General features: G+C 65.1%; 19 protein-coding genes and 1 pseudogene. 12 read left to right on the forward strand and 8 right to left on the reverse strand.

Features of this window, described 5'->3' with window-relative positions:
• Positions 1–86 precede the first annotated feature (86 nt).
• On the reverse strand, positions 87–1,424 hold the full coding sequence (locus AC07NN_RS04920; protein ID WP_494638017.1) for an aminomethyl transferase family protein: 1,338 nt from the start codon (positions 1,422–1,424) through the stop codon (positions 87–89).
• A gap of 349 nt (positions 1,425–1,773) precedes the next feature.
• On the opposite strand from AC07NN_RS04920, the gene AC07NN_RS04925 reads away from it, so the two are divergent.
• A complete protein-coding gene (locus tag AC07NN_RS04925) occupies positions 1,774–2,730 on the forward strand; it encodes a LysR family transcriptional regulator (protein ID WP_494638019.1) in 957 nt (318 codons plus the stop codon).
• A gap of 74 nt (positions 2,731–2,804) precedes the next feature.
• Here the strand turns inward: AC07NN_RS04925 and AC07NN_RS04930 are convergent, their stop codons facing one another.
• From AC07NN_RS04930 to AC07NN_RS04950, 5 genes are all read right to left on the reverse strand, one after another.
• On the reverse strand, positions 2,805–3,497 hold the full coding sequence (locus AC07NN_RS04930; RefSeq protein ID WP_494638021.1) for an IS6 family transposase: 693 nt from the start codon (positions 3,495–3,497) through the stop codon (positions 2,805–2,807).
• 113 nt (positions 3,498–3,610) lie between these two features.
• Positions 3,611–4,054: an antitoxin Xre/MbcA/ParS toxin-binding domain-containing protein gene (locus tag AC07NN_RS04935; protein ID WP_494638023.1), complete on the reverse strand. Its 444-nt coding sequence runs from the start codon at positions 4,052–4,054 to the stop codon at positions 3,611–3,613.
• A gap of 92 nt (positions 4,055–4,146) precedes the next feature.
• Complete coding sequence (locus tag AC07NN_RS04940) at positions 4,147–4,488, reverse strand: hypothetical protein (RefSeq protein ID WP_494638025.1); 342 nt, start codon at positions 4,486–4,488, stop codon at positions 4,147–4,149.
• A gap of 1,162 nt (positions 4,489–5,650) precedes the next feature.
• Entirely contained in the window at positions 5,651–6,850 is a 1,200-nt protein-coding gene (locus AC07NN_RS04945; RefSeq protein ID WP_494638027.1) for a tyrosine-type recombinase/integrase, read from the reverse strand.
• 279 nt (positions 6,851–7,129) lie between these two features.
• The gene (locus AC07NN_RS04950) at positions 7,130–8,071 is read right to left on the reverse strand and encodes a tyrosine-type recombinase/integrase (protein ID WP_494638028.1); all 942 of its coding nucleotides are present in this window, start codon (positions 8,069–8,071) and stop codon (positions 7,130–7,132) included.
• Positions 8,072–8,686: 615 nt separating this feature from the next.
• Here AC07NN_RS04950 and AC07NN_RS04955 point away from each other — a divergent pair.
• Both AC07NN_RS04955 and AC07NN_RS04960 read left to right on the forward strand, forming a co-directional pair.
• Positions 8,687–8,977, forward strand: a complete 291-nt coding sequence (locus AC07NN_RS04955) for a hypothetical protein (RefSeq protein WP_494638030.1) — start codon at positions 8,687–8,689, stop codon at positions 8,975–8,977.
• 64 nt (positions 8,978–9,041) lie between these two features.
• Positions 9,042–10,322, forward strand: coding sequence for a Xaa-Pro dipeptidase (locus tag AC07NN_RS04960; RefSeq protein ID WP_494638032.1), 1,281 nt, complete (start codon positions 9,042–9,044; stop codon positions 10,320–10,322).
• A gap of 9 nt (positions 10,323–10,331) precedes the next feature.
• Here AC07NN_RS04960 and AC07NN_RS04965 read toward each other — a convergent pair.
• A pseudogene (locus AC07NN_RS04965) lies at positions 10,332–10,423 on the reverse strand (hypothetical protein); the annotation flags it as partial.
• 203 nt (positions 10,424–10,626) lie between these two features.
• On the opposite strand from AC07NN_RS04965, the gene AC07NN_RS04970 reads away from it, so the two are divergent.
• The 9 genes from AC07NN_RS04970 (at position 10,627) to AC07NN_RS05010 (ending at position 21,375) form a co-directional block, all read left to right on the forward strand.
• The gene (locus AC07NN_RS04970; RefSeq protein WP_494638034.1) at positions 10,627–13,083 is read left to right on the forward strand and encodes a S9 family peptidase; all 2,457 of its coding nucleotides are present in this window, start codon (positions 10,627–10,629) and stop codon (positions 13,081–13,083) included.
• 181 nt (positions 13,084–13,264) lie between these two features.
• A complete protein-coding gene (locus AC07NN_RS04975; RefSeq protein WP_494638036.1) occupies positions 13,265–14,275 on the forward strand; it encodes a methionine ABC transporter ATP-binding protein in 1,011 nt (336 codons plus the stop codon).
• Positions 14,272–14,931: a methionine ABC transporter permease gene (locus AC07NN_RS04980; protein WP_494638038.1), complete on the forward strand. Its 660-nt coding sequence runs from the start codon at positions 14,272–14,274 to the stop codon at positions 14,929–14,931. Before AC07NN_RS04975 ends, AC07NN_RS04980 begins: the two co-directional genes overlap by 4 nt.
• A 9-nt stretch (positions 14,932–14,940) precedes the next feature.
• Positions 14,941–15,315 carry a hypothetical protein gene (locus AC07NN_RS04985; RefSeq protein WP_494638040.1) on the forward strand — a complete coding sequence of 125 codons (375 nt, stop codon included), beginning with the start codon at positions 14,941–14,943 and terminating at the stop codon, positions 15,313–15,315.
• A gap of 7 nt (positions 15,316–15,322) precedes the next feature.
• The gene (locus AC07NN_RS04990; protein ID WP_494638041.1) at positions 15,323–15,658 is read left to right on the forward strand and encodes a hypothetical protein; all 336 of its coding nucleotides are present in this window, start codon (positions 15,323–15,325) and stop codon (positions 15,656–15,658) included.
• A 105-nt stretch (positions 15,659–15,763) separates the two neighbouring features.
• Positions 15,764–16,582: a MetQ/NlpA family ABC transporter substrate-binding protein gene (locus AC07NN_RS04995; protein ID WP_494638043.1), complete on the forward strand. Its 819-nt coding sequence runs from the start codon at positions 15,764–15,766 to the stop codon at positions 16,580–16,582.
• 224 nt (positions 16,583–16,806) lie between these two features.
• Complete coding sequence (locus AC07NN_RS05000; protein WP_494638045.1) at positions 16,807–17,538, forward strand: GntR family transcriptional regulator; 732 nt, start codon at positions 16,807–16,809, stop codon at positions 17,536–17,538.
• A gap of 158 nt (positions 17,539–17,696) precedes the next feature.
• Positions 17,697–20,096, forward strand: a complete 2,400-nt coding sequence (locus AC07NN_RS05005; protein ID WP_494638046.1) for a TonB-dependent siderophore receptor — start codon at positions 17,697–17,699, stop codon at positions 20,094–20,096.
• A 1-nt stretch (position 20,097) separates the two neighbouring features.
• Positions 20,098–21,375 carry an MFS transporter gene (locus AC07NN_RS05010; RefSeq protein WP_494638048.1) on the forward strand — a complete coding sequence of 426 codons (1,278 nt, stop codon included), beginning with the start codon at positions 20,098–20,100 and terminating at the stop codon, positions 21,373–21,375.
• A gap of 163 nt (positions 21,376–21,538) precedes the next feature.
• On the opposite strand, the gene AC07NN_RS05015 is transcribed toward AC07NN_RS05010, so the two are convergent.
• On the reverse strand, positions 21,539–22,231 hold the full coding sequence (locus tag AC07NN_RS05015; RefSeq protein ID WP_494638050.1) for a TorF family putative porin: 693 nt from the start codon (positions 22,229–22,231) through the stop codon (positions 21,539–21,541).
• Between the last annotated feature and the right edge of the window lie 139 nt (positions 22,232–22,370).

Below are 22,370 nucleotides of genomic sequence, written 5' to 3' on the forward strand. Positions count from 1 at the left end.
CGGTGGGCGCGTGAAGCCCAAGCAAAAAGGCCCTGCTCTTCGGGATGAAGAGCAGGGCCTTGAGGTTCAAGAGCTCTAGTCGATGCCTAGGACGCGGCGCGATAGCCGGTTCGGGCGAATTGGTCGTAGGGCGAGGCCTCAACCGTTGCCCTGATCCGCGGGAAGTCGAGATGAGCTTCGGGCGGTGTGCCCGAACCGGGATGTTCGCCCCAAGCGATCGTGACTTCCGTACCCGGCGTGGCGTGGGCCTTGTCGACCAGGCCAAGAGACAGGATCGTGCCGTGTTCGGGGAAGAAGGCCGTATACATCGACAGGCCGACCAACTCGCCGCCGACTTCGACGCGGTCGCGCGCATAGCGCAGGAGGTAGCCGGGATCCTCGCCAAGGACCGTGCGAACGTCGTCGGCGTTGAACAACAGCGTCACGCGCGTGCGTTTGTGGGTTTCCTTGGCTTTCTCCAACGCTTCGCGACCGATGAAGTCGTGGTTGAAGCTGATCGAGCGGCCGTATCCCAACTCATACGGTGAGATGTAGTAGTCCTCGATGTTCTCGGAGAAGAAGCTGCCGTGGATCGGCTTTTGGCCTTCGTACGAGAACAGACTGCAGAACTTGCGATAGTCTTCCAGATCCGGGTCGCTGTAGATGCCGGGGGTAGGGGTCGGAATCCAGCCGCTCTCGATGCCGTTGGTATAGTAGGCCAAGCCCCCGATCTGGACCAGTCCGGACGGCTCGCCGGCGGCCAGCAGCGCGCCCTTCACCGCGTCGTTGTCTTCCCATTGGCCCAGCAACTCGAAACCAGGCTGGCCCGCCATGCCATGGCGGAAGGCGCGCAGCTTGCGGCCCGCGATCGTGACTTCCTCGGAATGGAAGAACTTCACCTTCGGCGCCGGACCACCTAGCGCGCGCTCCATGACCTCCATGGCCTTGGGGCCTTGCAACTGATAGCGGAACATGACCGGCGGTCCGCCAGTGCGACGATTGGCCGAGTCCGGATCGGCCACGCATGTGACGTCGTAGCCGCCCTTCTGAGCGTGGTAGCGGACCCAGGTCTGGGACGCTGGCACGCCGCTGAGAATGTATTTCTCGGGCTCCATCCGCATCAGAATCCCGTCGGTGATGATGTCGCCTTTGGGGGTGACGGGAATGAACTGCTTGGCTTGGCCGATGACGAAGTTCTCGTAGTCGTTTGCGCTCACCGCCTTGAGCAGCTTGGTTGCGTCAGGCCCTTCGATGAAGAGATCGTTCATGTGGTGGCAGAGGTCGTAGAGGATGACCCCGTCGCGCCAAGCCGATTGCTCTGCCGCCCAGCCGATGAATTCGGGCTGCACCACCGGCACCTTCTGCACGGGTGGATTGGGCTTCCAGAGGAGTTGGATGGGTGAGCCGGCCTTGTCGATACCGTCCTGCAAGCTGGGCGTTGTCATTAAGCGTCGTCCTCTAAGTCTCTTTTGGGCTGTTTCGCGACGCCATTTGGCGACGGTTTCGTGGAGCCCCGTCCATTCTCGGAAAGCCCAAGCCTGGGGTCGAACTCGAGGAAAATCGTAGCTGTCCTCCGACGCGGGTCAACGCGATCGGACCGGCGCATCAGTTGCGGGTTATGCAACAATCCCATTTTTGAGGCGCTGGTTGGCAGTGGGAGTGGGCGCGCTAGAAGCGCGCTTTGCGCCCCGACTGATCCGATGAGCCGAAACGCAGAACTTATCACCTCGATCGACCCCAGCGGCTCTATTCCGATAAGATCGGGGTCAGACCGATCTGGGGAGTGAAGCGACAATGGATCGCCTTGCCACGATGGCGACCTTCGCCAAGGTCGCGAAATATTCGAGCTTCACCGCCGCGGCCGAGGAGTTGGGGATTTCGCGGGCGCTCGTGTCGCGCCACGTCACCGACCTGGAAACTCACTTCGGAGTGCGCCTGCTCAATCGCACCACGCGCTCGGTCACGCCGACTGAAGCTGGTCAGCGCTACTACGAGATGTGCCTTCGCGTCCTCTCCGAAATCCGCTCGGGCGAAGATGCGATCACGACCATCAAGGGTGACGTCTCGGGCAATATCTCCGTGCTCTGTCCCAAGCTGATCGGGAACTTCGATATTTCCGAGGCTCTGACAGAATTCTCGGTGCTCAATCCCAAAATTCGGATGCAGCTCCATATCGGGGAAATCTCCGCGAACCCCTACGACTTCCTCGATCGCGGATATGACGTCTGCATCCAGCCGAACAACATTCGCGACTCCGACATCATGGTCAAAAAGATCGGCGAGATCGGATACGCCTTGGTTGCTGCGCCCTCGTATCTGGCGGAGCGGGGGGAGCCGCAGACCTACAAAGAGCTGATGGATCACGACTGTCTCACCCAACCGGCCGAACCGATCTGGCACGTGCTGGACGGCGAGCGGGTGTCGCTTCGAGTACAGTCGCGATTTTGCTCCAACAGCTTCTTGACGCTGTGCACGGCGGCGGTCGGCGGCCTGGGCATCGTGATGCTGCCGCGACGCGTCGCGGCCTCCGATATCGAACGCGGCGCGCTCAGGCAGATTCTGCCGGACGTTCAGCTGGAAAGCCGGCCGCTTTATGCCGCCTACGCGCCAGGCGGCGATGTCCCCAGGAAGGTCAAGGTCTTGATCGCCTACCTGGCTGAATGGTGTCGCGCTCGGGCCCTTGAGGCTGACGATCCCGGCCGGGTCATCCGTCTCTATGGCGAAACGCGCTCCCGTGCGGGGAATTGGTGACTTTGGCGCTGGCTTTGGCAAGAGCCCTGTCAGGTTAAGTTCCGCAGGTCGCAGGTGGCCTAGACTTGGCCGCTTCAGACGGTGGCCTTCGTCCACGCGCTGTGAGCCTCGGCGCGGAAGCGGCGAAGGTTGGGTCGGCTGATCAGATGTCGCTGAATGGCGAAGGTGTTGTAGACGGCGGCGTGGATGGATAGGAAGCGCTGGACTGATGGCTGGTTTTTGAAGCCTTGCATCCTCCGCTCTCGTTGCCGGATCGGAAGGTGGGAGTTCTCGGCTCGATTGTTCTCCCGGAGCCGTCCTGGCCGATGACGGTGCTCCAAATCCAGCGCCCGCAGGGCCGCCGAGTAGGACGACAGGCCATCGGTGGAGATGGTTTCGGGCTCGACCGGCTGGCGGCGCAGCGGTCGTTTGAGGAATTCTCGAGCTGCCCTCGTGTCTCGGCGACGTTGCATCAACAGTTCCAGAACCTCGCCTTCGTCGTCGACCGCGCGCCAAAGGTACATGTGCCTGCCGCCTATCCGGCAGACCATTTCGTCTAGGTGCCAACGGGGCGAAGGGGAGGGACGGAGCTTCTTCAAGCGCCTGGCGATGAGCGGCCCAAACTTCTTGGTCCAGCACCGGATCGTCTCATAGCTGACCTCGATTCCGCGCTCGGCGAGGAGGCATTCGACGTCGCGGAGGCTCAAGCTGAAACGGAAATAGAGCCAGACGGCGTGTCTTATGACGTCGGCCGGGAAGCGGTGGCGCTTGAACGATAGCGGTTTCAAACTCAGTCTCCGCCGACGGGTTGGCCCGCACCATGATGCGGAGACCGGTTAGCGTTAGGCTGACAGCACCACGCCACTACCGCGAAGCCTCGGCCAGCTTCACCGCCAGGTATTCATCCGGACCAAGCGTCCAAATGTCGACGGGTTCTGTAAAGGCCGATGATACCGCCAGCGGCCATAAGCTCGGCTGGCGTGCGCTGATCGAAAGGGGCGAGGGAGTTCGCCGCCCGTAGCCATTCACAGGCCTTGCTATCATCGGCGAACACCAGTCTCAGGGCTTTGATGATCCCCAATAGAAGCGAAATTCGCTCGAATTGATCGTGTGCCAATACGATCCGCGCTGGATCTTTGCACCATACGCGATAGGTCGAGGGCCGGACATCCCCTAGAAGGGCTCTACGCTCTTCGGTTGATAGCCGTAGGATTTCTGTTGCTCCCAGGAACAACCGAATAGCCCCGGCCGATAGCTGTCGCCGTGCGCTCCTGTCAAACTGCATCGCAGGTCGATTGGCGGGAAGGCTCGACGGGCTTGCGGCCTGAAACTCCATGTCTGCCATCGTCGCTAGCGCTCGCGCCAAATCGCAAGAGTGCAAGGTTTCGTTCGAAGTCTGCTGCTTTCAAGTGCTGCCTTGCCGCGAGTTGGGTGCTCCTACTTTGGAGTCCATGGTTCGAGGCCTTGGTAGCGCATATCGCCTCTGACCATATCAAGCTTTTGCGGTGAGGCGATAGCGCGAAGGGTCAGCAGGATTTCCACCAACAAGGTGTTGTCTAGCGCTGGCGGCGGCTGGCGCGCATCGTGTTGGCCCAATCTGAAGGCGATGTCGTCTCGAAGGTCGTCGATGCGGTCCTGGACCATCTGGGCTAGGTCCAGTCGCTCCCGGATAAGCTCGGAGATCAACATCGGACGCGCAGCCGCTTCATTGCGCATTTGGGCGAGAAGTAGCGGGGTGAGGCGGACCTGGATCGGTTCGGAGAGTTGGCGAGGACGCATGTATTCTCCCTTGTGGTGTTTTGTGATATCAAAAGTCACTGAAAAATAACACAAATTTACATGTCGTGTATTGTAAAATGTAGTCGCTAAAAAATGTGAAAATTGAGATTTTCCAAGTTATTACAGTTGCTTACCTCCATTCTGGAGGTGCGTATGGTGTGTCGCCAAATTTAAGGGCGTAAAACGTGGAGATTCCACACCCCACAACCTCCAAAAAAGGGGGTCTCCAACCACGCGCCCGTCAGGGCGCTCCCGAAGCGACGCTTTGGGTACTATCAGGGTAGGCTTTGGGTACCCCTTGAGGACTAGATGGGTACGATCTGGGTACATTTCGGAGCGCCAGGGACAAGTTGGCGACAAACTGGCGACGACTTGGCTACGCGCCGGCTACGAGGTGGCGACAAGCCGGCTACTCGTTGGCTACCGGCCGGCTCGGTAGGACGGAGATGAGACAAGAGTCGGACACCGATTTGACGAATTTCATACAGACCGAAGCTGCATAAGCAGGCGGTGTCAGACGGAAGTTAGACGCGGATCATACAGGCGTCAGACAAAGCCGGTGGGCGCGCAGCTTAGTGCGCCGCCTTGGTCGAGGCGGTCCGCCCCGTCGGAGCTTTAGACATCCGCCTCGGGGAATTACCCTGCGGCAATTGGTTGAGTGAGTTGGGCGGCTGCCCTTGTACATCGCAAAAATGGAGTTGGTTGAGCGGCGTCTATACCTGCTCGATCTGTGGATGCCCTCTCGATGAGCCCAGGAGCGCTCGCAGCGCGCCTTCCAGCGGATTTGGTAGAGTTAGCGCCTTCCGCGCCTTGCTGGACTTCCAGGAGTTCTGGTGCGGGCGGCCGGGATCGAACCGGCATAGCCTTTCGGCTGACGGATTTTCGTACCACTTCGACTTTCGCCGCCCGCCCGTCGACCGGGCCGTTCGTGGTCTGGACTATCCCTTCACCGTGCTCCGGTAGACCAGAGGTTAGGTGCTGCCCGTCTAGTCTCTACACCTTCCCCGGAGGGGCTTGGCTCGGGATCGCCATCTGACAGGGTTCCCCGAATTTGAGCAGTTCTACGTCCCGAGTTTCCCCGGGCGCACTCAATCCTTGGCTTAAGTCCGTTGCGTCTACCAGTTCCGCCACGCCCGCCTAAACCGAGCCGAGCTATAGTCGGCTAGGCTCTGGGCGTCGAGGGTTTCGACCGCGTGCGCGACAAACCCAGGCGCACTGCCGTGTTGGCGGAACGGGCGGGCGACGGGCGGGTCTTGCGCACATTGATCGCGGAGGCGTCGATCATGTTCTTGATGTGCGCCGCGTAGTAGGTCTCGATCATCTCGACGCTAGTCCGGCAGTTCTTGGCCACCTGGTAGATGTCGGCCCCTTCCATGAGCCGCATGCAGATGTAGGTATGGCGAAGGCTGTAGGAGGTACGCCTCTGCCCCTCGCGGTCCACCTTCAGGTCCAGTTCGCCGAGGATGGTGTTGAAGAGCTGCCGGGGGAACGAAGGGAACAGGCGGTCCGTCGGCTGCCCCGCGTTCCGCGTCTGAAGGCGCGTGAATGGTGTCACGGCGCCCGGCATGCTCTTGCACCAGCCGACCCCACGCTTGCCCCGCACGGCGATCTCCAAGATGCGCTGGCCTGTCGCTTCGTCGGACGCGACTGCGACATCGCGATACTCGAGACCCAAGGCTTCGTCGGGGCGCAGGCCGGTGTTGACCATGAAGAGCACGAAGTCGTGCAAGTTTTCAGAGGCGGCGCGCCAGCGCGCCGCCTTGGGGTGTTTGGCTCGCTCGCGCGTAGCGGCATAGAGGCGCTTGTATTCGTCCGGGGAGAACCAGGCCCGGCGCGAGATCTTGCTCGACGTCCGATAGGGCGTCGAAAGATCGGGCAGATGCTCCAGCCATCGATGACGGTGGGCGGTTTTCAAGATCTGCCGGATGCAGACGATTTCTTGATGCAGCGTACTGCGGGCGGGAGGCTTGCCGCCGCGACCGGTCGACATTCGATGGAGGCGATAGTCCTGCACCATGCCCGCGGTGATCTCGCCTACGGGGGTCTGCCCGAAAAAGGGGGTGAGGTGGTTCTTGATACGGTTGCGATGGCCATCGACATAGATCGGACTGCGCTCGTCCTGCATGATGACGGCGAACTCGTTGATGAAGCGATCCGCTGCCTGGGCGAAAGTCTTGCCCGCCTTGAGTTCGCCTGACCGATACTTCCCCAAGAGTCCGAGGTACCAGTCGCTGGCGACGTCCTTGGCGCGCGCCAGGCTCTCCTCGCGAGTCGTCGTCCGCCGCTGCTGACCGGCGACAGTGCAGGCGCACTGCCAGTGAGGGCTGCCGGGGCGCCTATAGACTTGCACCCTGCCGTCCATGAGTTGGTGTCGCGCCGTCAACGCACTGCCTTCCGCTGTTGGGGGCAGGAAATCTGGCAGTCAAAGATTAGCGATGGGCTTCTGGTGGCGGTTAGCTATTGGTTTATCGGCCGGTCAGCGCCGCCATCGCGACGCTGACCGGGTGCACGATGGCCGAACCCGGCGCGCGGCGATGGCTGCGCTCCGTGCGGAGCGCGAACGCCACCGGGACGGACCGTTCGGTCCATCCCTTCGCCAATGGTCGCGTCGGCCGGTTCCGGCCTTTTGGCGACCATTCGGTCAGAGCTTGGCTGGAGATGCTTTGGCCCGCGAGCGAGAGGTCGGGGCCTTACGAACGTTGATCGCCGAGGCGTCGATGACGTTCTTGATATGCGAGGCGTAGTAGGTTTCGATCATTTCGACGCTGGTTCTGCAGTTCTTGGCGACCTGATAAATATCGGCGCCGTTCATCAGCCGGGTGCTGATGTAGGTGTGCCGCAGGCTGTAGGCGGTCCGACGCTGTCCCTCGCGGTCGAATTTCATGTTCAGCTCGCTGAGAATGGCGTTGAACAGTTCGTGCTGGAGGGAAGGGAAGAGGCGTTCCATCGCCTGGCCCGCATTGCGCGTCTTGAGCCGCCTGAAAGGCGCTACGGCTTCAGGCATGCTCTTGCACCAGCCCACTCCACGCTTGCCCCTAACGGCGATCTCCAGGATGCGTTCGCCCGTACCGGCGTCGGCGACGATGGCGACGTCACGATACTCAAGGCGAAGCGCCTCATCGGGCCGCAGGCCCGTGTTGACCAGAAAGAGCACACAGTCGCGAAAGTTCTCACTGGCGCTGCGCCACCGCTCTTTCAGCGGGTTCTTCGCTCGATCGCGTACGGCGGCCTCGAATAGTTTCCACTCCTCGGGCGAAAACCAGGCGCGGCGAGACACTTTCCCCGACCGGCCGTAGGGCACCGATAGGTCGGGGAGATGGTCGATCCATCTATGGCGAATGGCCGATTTGAGGACTTGGCGCAGGCAGACGATCTCCTGGTGCAGGGTGCTTCGCGCAGGTGGTTTTCCACGTCTGCCGCCGTGCATGCGGTGAATGCGATAGTCGGCGATCATGCCGGAGGTAAGGGCGGTGACCGGATGGTCGCCGAAGAACGGCACGAGGTAGTTGGCTAAGCGCCGTCGATGGCCCTCGACATAGATCACGCTACGCTGACCTTGGGTGATGGCCTCGTACTCGACCATGAAGCGCCTTGCGGCCTCTCGGAAGGATTGAAGGGGCTCAGGCGCAGTCTTCGGCAACTGGGTCGACACCGTCTCCGGCGTTAGGCGATCTCCGCTCAGCAGCTTGACGTACCAATCGCGGGCGAAGGTGACCGCCCGCGTAAGGTCGTCCTCCTGCGTACTGGCTCGTCGCTGCCGCCCCCCGACAGAGCTAGCGCACTGCCAGTACGGACTGCCGGAGCGTCGGTAGAGCTGAACCTTGCCATCCATCACGGTGTGGCGGCCTCGCTCCGCTGCGCGAGCCAGACTTCTGGCGCTTGTGCTAGCGGCTGGGGCGTTTGTGCTAGATTTGTGCTTCTTTCTGGAGGGCGAAGAAATCTGCTTACATTTGATTTTATTGATATTTTTATCGATTTTAGCGGCGCGCATAGGCTTTTAAGTCCGGTGCGTCTACCAGTTTCGCCACGCCCGCTTAAGGTCGCGAGGCTTAGCGGATCGGTTGAAGGGCGTCGAGCGCATCAAACGACCCGTTCGTATCCTCAACGCTTGGTTTGGTCGCAGATGGACATGTCGTAACTTGACGTGTCCGGTCCCGCTCTCGCCTATCGGCGGGCATTTCGTGAACCAGAGGGTGTCATGCGTTTCTTCGCGTCCGTCGCCGTGTTGTCCTTCGCCTTGGCGACGTCTGTCTCGGCCCAGCCCGCTCCCGACCAGCCGCCGGTCCAGCCGACCGCCGCCGAAACCGCCGCACCGGCGCCGGCCGCCGACAAGAAGAAGGACGGCTTGATCTGCCGCAAGGAGATCCCGACCGGCAGCCACTTCCCGGTGAAGGTCTGCACGACGCCCGAGCAGCGCAAGGCGCTGCGGACCCAGGCGCAGCGCGCCCAGGAAGTCATGCAGCGCCCCAGCGAGGTTGTCCCTCAGTAAGGCTCGACGGCTCCCTCCCGTCTGCTAGCGTCTCCATGCTCAAGTTTGCACGGGGACGGATCGAATGGGTAAGGGCCTCAAGATCGCGGCGATGACCGCGGTCGGACTGTTCATGGCCGGCGGCGCCGGCGCGGCCGAGGTGGAGGCGGTGACCGCCGCCCGCCTGCTGGACGTCGCCACCGGCAAGTATGTCGACAATCCGCTGGTGATCGTCACCGACGGGCGCGTCACCAGCATCGGCAAGAAGGGCGACGCCGTTCCGGCCGGAGCCAAGGTGGTCGACCTGCCCGGCGCGACCCTGCTGCCGGGCCTGATCGACATGCACACGCATATCGACGGCCTGGCCGAGATCGGCGGCTACAACAGCCTGGAATACAGCGATCGCTTCTGGAGCGTGGTGCAGGTCGCCAACGCCAGGAAGACGCTGGAGGCCGGCTTCACCACCATCCGCAATGTCGGCTCGGCCGATTTCGACGACGTGGGTCTGCGCGAGGCGATCGACGCCGGCTATGTGGTCGGGCCGCGCATCGTCACGGCCACCTACGCGATCGGCGCGACGGGCGGGCACTGCGACTCGACCTTCTTCCCGCCCTCGATGGACGAGAAGAGCCCCTACAACATCGACAGCCCCGACGAGGCGCGGAAGGTCGTGCGGACGCTGAAGAAGTACGGCGCCCAGGTGATCAAGATCTGCGCGACGGGCGGGGTGTTCTCGCGCGGCGACGAGCCGGGCCAGCAGCAGCTGACCTATGACGAGATGCACGCCGTGGCCGACGAGGCCCACATGGCCGGCATCAAGGTCGCCGCCCACGCCCACGGCGCCAGCGGCATCCGCGAAGCGATCAAGGCCGGCATCGACACCATCGAGCACGTCAGCCTGGTCGATGACGAGGGCATCAAGCTGGCGGTCCAGCACGGGACCTACTTCTCGATGGACATCTACAACACCGACTACACTCAGGCCGAGGGCAAGAAGAACGGCGTGCTGGAGGACAACCTCCGCAAGGACCGCGACATCGGCGAGATCCAGCGCCAGAACTACAAGAAGGCCCTGAAGGCCGGGGTGAAGATGATCTACGGCACCGACGCCGGGGTCTATCCGCACGGCGACAACGCCAAGCAGTTCGCGATCATGGTCCGCTACGGCGCCACGCCCCTGCAGGCCATCCAGTCGGCGACCATCACCGCCGCCGAGGCCCTGGGCCAGAGCAAGGGCGTGGGCCAGGTGGCCGTCGGCTTCTGGGGCGACATGATCGCGGTGGCGGGCGATCCGCTGGCCGACGTGACGACGCTGGAGAAGCCGGTGTTCGTGATGAAGGGCGGCGCGGTGGTGAAGAAGCCGTAGGGCGCTGCGAAAACCTCGCCCTTCGACAAGCTCAGGGTGAGGTTTTCTACTGATCGGTTGTAGTCCTCGCCCTGAGCTTGTCGAAGGGCGAGGACGGGCAAGAGCGCTCAGAATTTCCCCGCCGACACCATGTTGCATCGGCGAAATCGAATTCCGCCGCTTTCCGCAAAAAATGGTGCGCGAAATGCACTCATAGCCCCGAATTGCGACTAAATTCGGTTCCCTTCCGGCCAAAGCCTGCATAACCATGCCTCCCGTTCGGCGCACCGGCTCAAGGAGCGCGCTTCAAGTGAGGGGCTCCTGCATGTTCCAGACTTCGTTCCGAGGCCGCGCGCTGGCGCTGGCCGCGTCGGTCGCTTTCTCGGCCTTGGCCGCCGGCGTCGCCCTGGCGGCCGACGGCTACCAGACCCCGCCCGCGCCGATCGCCCAGATCTTGGACGCCGCCCCGACGCCGGGCGTCGCGGTGAGCTCGGATCGCAAGACCCTGGCCCTGCTGGGCCGCGAGAACCTGCCCTCGATCGCCGCCGTCTCGGAGCCGATCCTTCGCCTGGGCGGCGCCCGCATCAACCCGCGCACCAACGGCCCGATCGAGGCTCGCGCCGCCTGGCTGAACAGCCTGTCGTTCGAGGACGTGGCGACGGGCAAGGTCCGCGCCGTGGCCCTGCCGGCCGGCGCCCGCTTCCTGTCGCCCAGCTGGTCGCCCGACAGCAGCAAGATGGCCTTTCTGCTCGACGCCAAGACCGGCCTGGAGCTGTGGGTCGTCGACGTGAAGACCGCCACGGCCCGCAAGGTGACGGAGCCCGTCGTCAACGCCGTGTTCGGCGCCGGCTATGACTGGCTGCCGGGCGGCGCCAGCCTGCTGGTCCAGACCGTGGTTGCCGGCCGTGGTGCGCCGCCGAGCGAAAGCACCACGCCGACCGGCCCGACCATCCAGGAGTCCAAGGGCAAGACCGCCGCGATCCGGACCTATCAGGACCTGCTCACCAACGCCCATGACGAGGCGCTGTTCGACTACTACTTCACCTCGCAGCTGACCCGCGTGGACCTGGCCGACGGCAAGACCACGGCGGTCGGCAAGCCGGGCGTGATCTCCAGCGCCGCGATCTCGCCGGACGGCAAGTACGTCCTGACCAACCGCCTGAAGCGCCCTTACAGCTACCTGGTGCCGGCGGGCCTGTTCCCGACCGAGATCGCCGTCTCGACCATCGACGGCCAGCCGGTGAAGACCCTGGTCGACCGTCCGCTGGCCGACACCCTGCCGCCGGCGTTCGACGCCGTGTCGACGGGCGTGCGCTCGGTCAGCTGGCGCGCCGACGCGCCGGCGACCCTGGCCTGGGCCGAGGCTCAGGACGGCGGCGATCCTCGCAAGAAGGTGGCCGTGCACGACAGCGTCTTCATGCTGTCCGCGCCGTTCACCGCCGCGCCGACCAAGCTGATCGACCTGGACCAGCGCTATCGCGGCATCGAGTGGGGCAAGGGCGACTTCGCCCTGCTGACCAGCCGCTGGTGGCAGACCCGCAATCAGAAGCTCATCGCCATCGATCCGGGCAAGCCCGGCGCGGGCCGGGTGATCATCGAGCGCAACTACCAGGACAAGTACAACGACCCGGGCCGGGCCCTGACGCGCCGCAACGCCGAGGGCGAGGACGTCCTGCACTTCACGCCGGATGGCAAGGCGGTGTTCGTCGCGGGCGATGGCGCCTCGGCCAAGGGCGAGTTCCCCTTCATCGGCCGCATGGAACTGGCCGATGGCAAGACCACCAAGCTATGGCAGGCCGAAGGTCCCTACTACGAGGTTCCGGTGGGCCTGGCCGATGAAGCCGGCAAGTCGGTGATCACCCGTCGCGAAAGCGCCAAGGAGCAGCCGAACTACTACGTCCACGCCGCGGCCAAGGGCGCCAAGGCCAGGGCCCTGACCAGCTTCCCCGACCGGGCGCCGCAGTTCGCCGGCGTCAGCAAGCAGACCATCACCTACAAGCGCGCCGACGGCGTGACCCTGTCGGGCGTGCTCTACCTGCCGGCCGGCTACGACAAGGCCAAGGACGGCCCGCTGCCGCTGCTGATGTGGGCCTATCCGGCCGAGTTCACCGATGCGGCCGTCGCCAGCCAGACGGTGGACGAGGGCAACCGCTTCACCCGTCCGGGCGGCATCAGCCATCTGTTCCTGCTGACCCAGGGCTACGCGATCCTCGACAATCCCGCGTTCCCGATCATCGGCCAGAACGGCGCCGAGCCGAACGACACCTATATCGAGCAGTTGACGGCGGACGCCCAGGCGGCCGTTGACGCGGTGGTGGCGCTGGGCGTGGCCGATCGCGACAAGATCGCCGTCGGCGGCCACAGCTACGGCGCGTTCATGACCGCCAACCTGCTGGCTCACACGCGTCTCTTCCGGGCCGGCATCGCCCGCTCGGGCGCCTATAACCGCACCCTGACGCCGTTCGGCTTCCAGGCCGAGCAGCGCACTTACTGGGACGCGACCGACACCTATACGAAGATGAGCCCGTTCACCTACGCGACCAGCATCAAGGATCCGATCCTGCTGATCCACGGCGAGGCGGACGACAATTCCGGCACCTTCCCGGTGCAGAGCGAGCGCTTCTACGCCGCGCTGAAGGGCGCCGGCGCGACGGTCCGCTACGTGACCCTGCCGAACGAGGCCCACGGCTACCGCGCGCGGGAGTCGACCGGCCACACCCTCTGGGAAATGTCCCAGTGGATGGACAAGTACGTGAAGAACGCCCCGCCGAAGGCGAAGTAGGGGCGGCGCCGTTTCGGAGTCGTCCTCGCCCTTCGACGAGCTCAGGGTGAGGACGATTTCAGGCGCTGTCGTAGAAAACCTCACCCTGAGCTTGTCGAAGGGCGAGGTTTTCGGGCCTGCTTGACCCAAGGAGCCACGTGAGCGATCACCCCGGCCCGTTCCGCGAAAGGTCCCAGCGCTCGTGATCGCCTTCGAGGCCGTTTCCAAGACCTATGCCGCCCAGGGCAATTCGGCGGGCCATGCGGCCCTGAGCGAGGTCTCGCTGTCGGTGAACGCCGGCGAGGTGTTCGGGGTGATCGGCGCCTCGGGCGCGGGCAAGTCGACCCTGATCCGGCTGATCAACGGCCTGGAGACGCCGACCGGCGGCCGGGTGGTCGTTGACGGCGACGATGTTGCGGCCCTGGGCGTCGAGGGCCTGCGCGCCCTGCGCCGCCGGGTCGGGATGATCTTCCAGCACTTCAACCTGCTGTCGGGCAAGACGGTCGCCCAGAACGTCGCCTTCCCGTTGAAGCTGGCTGGCCGTCCGGCCGCCGAGGTCAAGGCGCGCACCGCAGAGCTGCTGGAGCGCGTCGGCCTGACCGCCCACGCCGACAAGTTCCCCGCCCAGCTGTCGGGCGGCCAGAAGCAGCGGGTCGGCATCGCCCGGGCGCTGGCCACCAATCCCAAGGTCCTGCTCTGCGACGAGGCCACCAGCGCGCTCGATCCCGAGACGACCGAACAGATCCTCGACCTGATCTCGGGCCTGAACCGGGAGCTGGGCCTGACCATCGTGCTGATCACCCACGAGATGGACGTGGTCCGCCGCGTCTGCGACCGCGTCGCCGTGCTGGAGGCCGGCCGCGTGGTGGAGGAGGGCGCCGTGGAGCAGGTCTTCCTGCACCCGACCAGCGACACCGCCGTCCGCTTCGTGCGCGAGGCCGACGGTGAGGTCTCCGCAGCGCCGGGTGTCGGCGGCCGCGTGGTGCGCCTGACCTTCAAGGGCGAGGCGACCTACAAGCCGGTGCTGGGCGAGGTCGCCCGGACCACCGGCGTCGACTATTCGATCCTGGGCGGGCGTATCCATCGCCTGCGCGAGACGCCCTACGGCCAGCTGACCCTGGCCCTGACCGGCGGCGACGTGGCCGCGGCTATCGCCCAGTTCCAGGCGTCGGGCGTCCGGGTGGATGAACTGAGCGGGGAGACCGCCCGATGAGCGTCTCGAACATCGACTGGTCGGAGATCGGCCAGGCCACGCTGGACACCCTGGCGATGCTGGGCGGCTCGATGGTGCTGACCATCGTCGTCGGCCTGCCGCTGGGCGTGATCCTGTTCCTGACCGGCCGGGGCCAGATGCTGCAGAACCGGCTGGCCAACGGCCTGCTGTCGCTGCTGGTAAACGTGCTGCGCTCGGTGCCGTTCGTGATCCTGCTGATCGTGATGATCCCGCTGACCGTCGCCCTGGTCGGCACCTCGCTGGGCGTGGCGGGTGCCATCCCGCCGCTGGTCGTCGGCGCTGCGCCGTTCTTCGCGCGCCTGGTCGAGACCGCGCTGCGCGAGGTCGACAAGGGCGTGATCGAGGCCAGCTTCGCCATGGGCGCCAAGCGGCGGCAGGTGGTGCTGGGCGCGCTGTTGCCCGAAGCCCTGCCGGGCCTGGTCGCCGCCGCGACCGTGACCGCCGTGGCCCTGGTGTCCTACACCGCCATGGCCGGCGTCGTGGGGGCGGGCGGCCTGGGCGATCTCGCCATCCGCTTCGGCTACCAGCGCTTCCAGACCGACGTCATGATCGTGACCGTCGTGCTGATGCTGGTGCTGGTGCAGGTGCTGCAGATGATCGGCGACGCGGTGGTGCGCCGCGTTTCGCACAAGTAGGCTGAAGGCATGACCGACGAACACTTCGACACCGAGCTAGGCGCTCCCGGAGACGACCACTGGGACGCCGACTTCGTCCTGACCCTGCTGGGCAAGACCCTGTTGATGAACCTCACCTTCCTCGACGACGATGGCGAGGTGCAGGAGCGCCAGCAGTTCTTCGGCGTGGTTATCGACGCGACCCTCGACGAGGGCATCGTGCTGGACCTGATGGGCGAGCACGACGGCGACACCTACACCCTGCCGCCCCAGACCTCGGCCATCCAAAAAGCCGAGCCGGGGGTCACAAGCTTGACTGGCGAGAAGCCCGATTTCGTGGCCAACTGGATCATCCATGGCCTGCCGGACGTGCCGGAGGCCGCGAACGACGACGAGGAGGCCTAGGGTGTCCGTGTCCCAGGAAAACCATTCGCCCGCCTGGGACGAGGGACTCGAGGTCTATGCGCCCGGCCGGTATCTGCTGGTGGCGCTCCACTATGTCGACGACGCGGGCGCGCTCGTGAAGCGCTCCCAGATGCACGGGGTTATCGAGAGCGCCGATCCCGAGACGGGCTTCCGCGTGTCGCTGCGCGGCGGCCGCGAAGGCAAGACCCTGACCCTGCCGCCTGATGCGCGGGCGTTCCGCCTGGCGGACCTCGGCGAGTATCGGATGAACGAGAACGGGGACGTCGTTCGCAATCCCGACCTGATCTCGACCTGGACGCTGAAGGCCTCCGACGCCGGCTGAGGCGACGCGGCAGGGAACGTTCGGGCTCTTCTCGACCTCTCCCCAGGAAATCTGATTTTCTCTTCGACGCCTGACCGGGTAAAACCCTACCGGTTAGATCGCCTTATGGAGCCGTTCATGGTCGCCCGCCGCGCTTTCCTCGTTCTCGGCCTTGCCGCCATGGCTCTTGCTGCTTGCGGCCCGAAAGAGCCCAAGGCCAGCGCGCCCGACACCCTGACCGTCGCCGCCACCGCCGTGCCGCACGCGGAGGTGCTGGAATTCATCAAGCCGAAGCTGGCCGCCGAAGGGCTGAACATCGAGATCAAGGTGTTCAACGACTACGTCCAGCCCAACACCCAGGTCGCCGAGAAGCGCATCGACGTCAGCTATTTCGAGACGCTGCCCTATCTGCTGAGCTTCAACCACGACAAGGGTACGAACCTGATCCCGATCCAGGGCGTCCACGTCGAGCCGATCGGCACCTATTCCGCCAAGTGGAAGTCGATCGCCGAGGTTCCGAACGGCGCGACGATCGCCATCCCGAACGACGCCTCGACCGAGGGCCGCGCCCTGATCCTGCTGGCCAAGAACGGCGTCATCGGTCTCAAGGACATCAAGAACGAGCTCTCGAGCCTCAAGGACATCACCAGCAATCCGAAGAACCTGAAGTTCAAGGAACTGGAAGCCCCGGCCCTGCCGCGCGTGCTGCCCCAGGTCGACCTGGCGGTGATCAACACCAACTACGCGCTCGATGCGAAGCTGAACCCGTCCAAGGACGCGCTGATCATCGAGGACAAGACCAGCCCCTATGTGAACTACCTGGTCGGCCGTCCGGACAACAAGGACGACCCTCGCGTCAAGAAGCTGGCGGCGGCCCTGACCTCGCCGGACGTGAAGGCGTTCATGGAGAAGAAGTACGCGGGCGCGGTGGTGCCGGCGTTCTGATCCTTCTTCCCTCTCCCCTTGCGGGAGAGGGTGGCCCGCAGGGCCGGGTGAGGGGTTGAAGAAAGCATCCGCCGCGACAGCCTTGCCGCTGTCGCGGCTTTTCTGTTTGCGCGACCCCTCATCCGTCGCCTCTGGCGACACCTTCTCCCGCAAGGGGAGAAGGGGAGCTAGCAACCTCTAACATTTCACACTACCTATCAGCGACCGCCGCTCACGGACCCCGCATGGCCCCGCCGTCGTTGAAATCGCCCGCCTCCCGCACTCTGGTGCTCGACGTCGCCAACTCCTCGGGGCTCGAGGACTGGTCGCCGGACCTGCAGAAGACCAAGGTCTATGAGCGCATCCTGCTGGACCTGATCCTGGGCGAGCTGCCGGCCGGGGCGCGGCTGGACGAGCAGTCGCTGGCCGCCCACTACGACACCGGCCTGGCCGGCGTGCGCGACGCCCTCGGTCGTCTGGCGTTGGAAGGACTGATCATCCGCCGCGCCCGCTCGGGCACCACGGTCTCGCCGTTGGATCTGGTCGAGCTGCGCCAGGGCTACGACGCCCGGGTGCTGATCGAGCCGCACTGCGCCAGCCTGGCCGCCAAGCACGCCTCCAAGGCCGAGGCCCAGGCCATGTACGACGTGTTCGCCGAAGGGGAGGAGGCCGCGCGGACCTGCGACCTGCCGACCCTGGTGGCCATGGACCTGCGCTTCCATGCCTTGGTGGCTCGCGCCTCCGGCAACCTGGCCTTGGCCCGGATACTGATCCCGCTGCAGCACAAGGCCGCCCGCTTCTGGGTGTTCTCGTTCAACGGGGCCACCGAGCAGGAGCTGCTGGACGAGATCGAAGAGCATCGCGAGGTCGCCCGCGTCATCGCCAGCCGCGACGCCGAGGCCTCCCGCAACGCCATGCTCCGCATCCTCAACGTGCAGCCCGAGGCCCAGACTCGACCGCACGTCGGCGCCGCCTGACCTGACCCTTACGTAAGCTGCGACTTTCCCGCCACAGCACCTTCGCAATTCAATCTGAAATGTCAGAAGGCATTTTGACGAACGCGAGTGCATCCCCAGATATCGGAACCTAGACCGCCGGGAACTCCCCACCCGGCGGCGTGAAGGTTCCGACCAAGATGCCGTCCAGAAGCGCTCTCCTGTCCGCCAGTATCCTGGCGCTCTCGACCATGACCGCCGTTCCCGCCTTGGCGGAAGACCAGGTAGCCTCTCAGGTCGACGCCGTGGTGATCGTGGCGCGCGACAAGGCAGGGCTGATCGAAAAACAGCCCAGCAACACGGTCTTCGGCATCGACAAGCCGCTGATCGAGACGCCGCGCTCGGCCAGCCTGGTCAGCGACCTGACCCTGGAGCGCTACGGCGTCCTGACCCTGGACGGCGCGACCAAGGTCTCGCCGGGGACCCACACCGCCAGCTTTTACGGCGTGCCCGGCTCGCTCAACATCCGCGGCACCCTGGCCGAGAACTACTTCCGCGGCTTCAAGCGGGTGGAGAACCGCGGCACCTACTCGACCCCGATCGGCGGCGCGGCGCGCATCGAGATCCTGCGCGGCCCGCCCACGCCGGTCTACGGCGCCGGCAAGGTCGGCGGCCTGGTCAACTTCATCCCGAAATCGGCCCGCGACGAAGGCCGCTTCCTGGCCGAGCCGGAAGGCGAGATCACCGCGACCTTCGGCAGCTACAACAAGAAGCTGGTCACCGGCCAGTTCGGCGCGCCCGTGAGCTTGGGCAAGGCCGAGGGCGGCCTCTACGTCTATGGCGAGGTCGAGGACAGCCATAGCTACTACAAGGGCATTTATCCGCGTCACCAGACGCTTGAGGTGTCGTCCGACTTCGATCTCGGCAACGGCTGGAGCGCGGCCTTCGGCGGCATGCTGTTCCATTCGAGCGGCGACGTGCAGACGCCGGGCTGGAACCGCCTGACCCAGGACCTGATCGACAACCGCACCTACATCACCGGGCGCGACACGACGCTGAAGGACGCCGACGGCAACGGCAAGCTGACGCCCAACGAGGTCGGCTTCTACCCCTACGCCAGCGCGCTCTACATCCCGTACTACGGCTTCTACAGCAGCGACGCGAACCACACGCTGGATACGGGCGTGGGCACGACGAAGCTGGATCGCCGCACGGTCTATATCAGCCCGGCCGACTTCTCGAAGACCAACACCCAGACCTTCTATTTCGACCTGGCCAAGGACCTGGGCGAGGACCGTTCGATCAAGCTGCAGCTGTTCCACGACCGCCAGGACAACAAGCGCTTCGTCTCGTACGGCTATCCCTCGGCGGTCGACGCCGAGGTCAGCGAAGTCCGCCTGACCTACGCCTTCCCGACGACCTTCGGCGCGGCGAGCGCCCGCACCCTGGTCGGCGGCTCGCACCGCTGGTTCGAGGGCCGTCGGCGCGAGAGCTACAACAGCGGCCTGATCGCCCTGGACCGCCGCGACATCGCCTTCGGCGCCACGCCCACCGATACCATCGACAGCCCGTTCGACACCGAGGCTGGCGGCATCGGCCTGAAGTGGGAGAACGACAACCGCTCGACCTGGAAGCAGACCGGTGTGTTCGTCACCTCCGACATCGACGTCGGCCGCCTGAACCTCGTCCTCGGCGGGCGCTGGGACCACTACAGCGTCGAGAGCCAGGACATCGGCTTCCTCAGCTATGTCGTCGCCGGCCAGCAGGCGGACGACCGCAACAAGGCCACCTATAGCGCCAGCCTGACCTACAAGCTGCCGATCGGCCTGATGCCCTATGTCAGCTATGCCAAGGCCGCCGCCCTAGAGATGAGCCAGGCCGGTGATCTGGCCCCCAACCTGGTGGCCGACGGCTCGTGGCTGTCGAGCTCGGACCTGACCGAGGCGGGCGTGAAGTTCCAGCTGCTGCGCGGGACCCTGATCGGCTCGCTGGCCGCCTACAAGCAGAACCGCACCCAGATCGCCGGCGCCATCGCCCCGCCGACCGTGCAGGGCACGCGCGCCAAGGGCGTCGAGGTCGAGGTCCGCTGGCTTGCCTCCGAGCGCCTGTCTTTCACCTTCGCCGGCAACAGCCAGCGCACGACGGTGAAGGGGCCGGACACCTCGTTCCAGTACATTCCGGCCTACACCGCCGGCGTCCCGGGCGCGCAGGCCTATGGCGGCTCGTACGTGGTGTGGAGCTTCGCAGGGTTACCGGGCCGGAGCGGCGACTACGCCTACACCCTGATCCCGAAGTCGGTGGTGAGTCTCTACGGCACCTACACCAGCAAGGGCTACGACTGGGGCCAGGCCGGCGCGACGCTGGGCGTCAGCCATGTCAGTCGCACGGCGGGCACCGTGCAGAACGCGGTGCGCTATCCTGCCTACAGCCTGGTCAACGCCTCCGCTTTCGTGAACCGGGGGCCTTACACTCTGTCGGTCAATGTCGATAACCTGTTCGACAAGTTCTATTTCACCCCCGACGCTGACACCTACGCCAACCTCGGCGCCTTGCCGGGCAAGGGAAGGGAGTGGCGGGCCACCCTGAAGCGGACGTTCTGATTTGACCGACTCCCACGACCGCTTCCGCCCGTGGCTGCTGCTGGCGGGCTTCAGCCTGCTGCTGTTCCTGATCACCGCCTCGACCTACGGCTCGCTGGGCGTGGTGCTGCCGGCCATGATCGGCGAGCTGAAGTGGAGCTTCGAGCAGGCGTTCCTCGGGTTCTCGGTGCTAGGCGTCTTCACCGGCGCCTCGTCGTGGCTGCCGGCCATCCTGATCCGGCGGATCGGCGTGCGCGGGACCCTGCTGGCCGGCGCGGCCGTGCTGGCGGGCGGCTTCCTGGGGCTGGCCAATTCTGAGAGCCTGCTCAGCTACTATGTCGGCGCGGCCGCCTGTGGCGTGGGCTTCCAGATGGCGGCGCTGATCCCCGGGACGCACGTCCTCTCGTCGCTGTTCCGCAAGCGCGCCCTGCCGTTCGGCGTCTATTTCACCTTTGGCTCCCTGGGCGGCGCGGCCGGGCCGTGGATGGCGCTGTCGCTGATGGGCGCCAGCGGTGACGACTGGCGGCTCTACTGGATCGTCCAGGCGGCCTTGGCCGCCATCGTCGGCCTGGTCTGCGCGATGATGGTCGGTGGGACCAAGTGGCTGGCCGAAGCGGCGCACGAGGTCGATCTGGAGGTCGAGCAGGAGGCCCGCGAGGCGCCGGCCAACGCCCGCGTCTACCGCACCGCCCACGAATGGACCGTGCCCCAGGCCCTGCGCACCCCGCAGTTCTACATCCTGGTCGCGGCCTATTTCTCGCACCTGCTGGTCGGGGTGACCGTGGCCAGCGTCTCGGTCTCGCACCTGACCGAGCTGGGGATCGCCGCCGGGATCGCCGCCGTGGCCGCCGCCGCTCTGGCCGCCAAGATGCTCAGCCTGGAATCGCTGATGCAGACCCTGGCCCGCCTGGCTGGCGGCGCCTTGGGCGACCGCGTCGATCCGCGCTGGCTGCTGATCTTGGCGCAGGGGATGCTGGTCGTCGGCCTGCTGGCCCTGGCCCAGGCGGCCAATCCGGCCCTGATGCTGGTCTACGCCATCGGCACGGGCGTGGGCTTTGGCCTCACCGTCCTGGCCGTCACCGTGCTGCTGCTGAACTACTACGGCCGCCAGAGCAATCTGGAGCTCTTCTCGCTGACCTGCCTGGTCGGCGCGGTCTCGGCGGCGGGGCCGTTCATCGCCGGGGCCATGCGCGACCGGCTGGGGAGCTTCTCGCCCACCTTCCAGCTGTTCGCGGCGGTGACGGCGGTGGTGTTCGTGGCGGTGCTGGCGATGCGGCCGCCGAAGGCGCCCGTCGCTTAGGAACCGAAACCCCGCCCTTCGACAAGCTCAGGGTGAGGTTTCTACTGAAGCGCCGAGCGAGCAGTAGTCCTCACCCTGAGCCTGTCGAAGGGCGAGGACGGCCCAAAGAAAAAGCCGCCCCGGCGAACCGGGGCGGCTGATCCTTCGATCCAAGCGGTAAGGCTTAGAACGCGGCCTTCAGACCGACGACGATGCGGCTGTCGTAGATCTTGCCGTAGTTGTGTTCGTCGGTGTCGTGATAGCGCAGGTCGGCCGACAGCTTGTCGGTCAGGGCGTACGACACGCCGACGTTCCAGGTGTTGTAGTCGCCGTAGTTCTTGATGGCCTGGTGGCCGACGGCGCCCGAGAGGGTCAGCTTCTCGGCGATCGGCAGAGCGGCGTTGGCCTCGATGTAGGTCGAGTTGCCGCCCTTGCCCGGATATTCCGGCGACCAGTAGACGACGGCGCCCAGGGTGGCCGGGCCGAAGGCCTTCGAGACGGCGCCCTTGGCTTCGAAGTAGCCGAACTGACCGGGGGTCAGGCCCTTGTCTTCGACGTAGCCGTAGTAATAGACGCCGAAGTCGAACGAGGTGTCGCCGACGGTCGGCTTGATGCCGGCGTACAGGTCGATTTCAGCGGTCGGGTCGGAGGCGCCGAAGTCGACGTTCGAGGCCCAGACGCCCGCATAGACGATGCCCGAGGACAGATCGATGCCGCCTTGGATGGCCGGATCTTCCTGGGTCTGGCTGACGCCGCGGAAAACGTAGTCGCTGGTGACGCCGACATTGTACGAGAGCTTCAGCTCCTCGGCCATCGCGGCGCCCGACAGGGCGACGGTGGCGGTGGCGGCGGCCAGCGCGATCTTCATGGCTTTCATTGGTTCTATCCCCTTATCTGTGTCGTCTCCCGGGTTGGTTCCCGAGCTCCGACGGCGCCTGCAAGCGCATTGCGTCCCCGACCGATTAGTCGGGGACCCGCCCTTAGTTGCAATCCGAGGACTCCGAACGCCAGCGAGA

This window comes from Caulobacter sp. GW821-FHT09H08, from assembly GCF_059415885.1.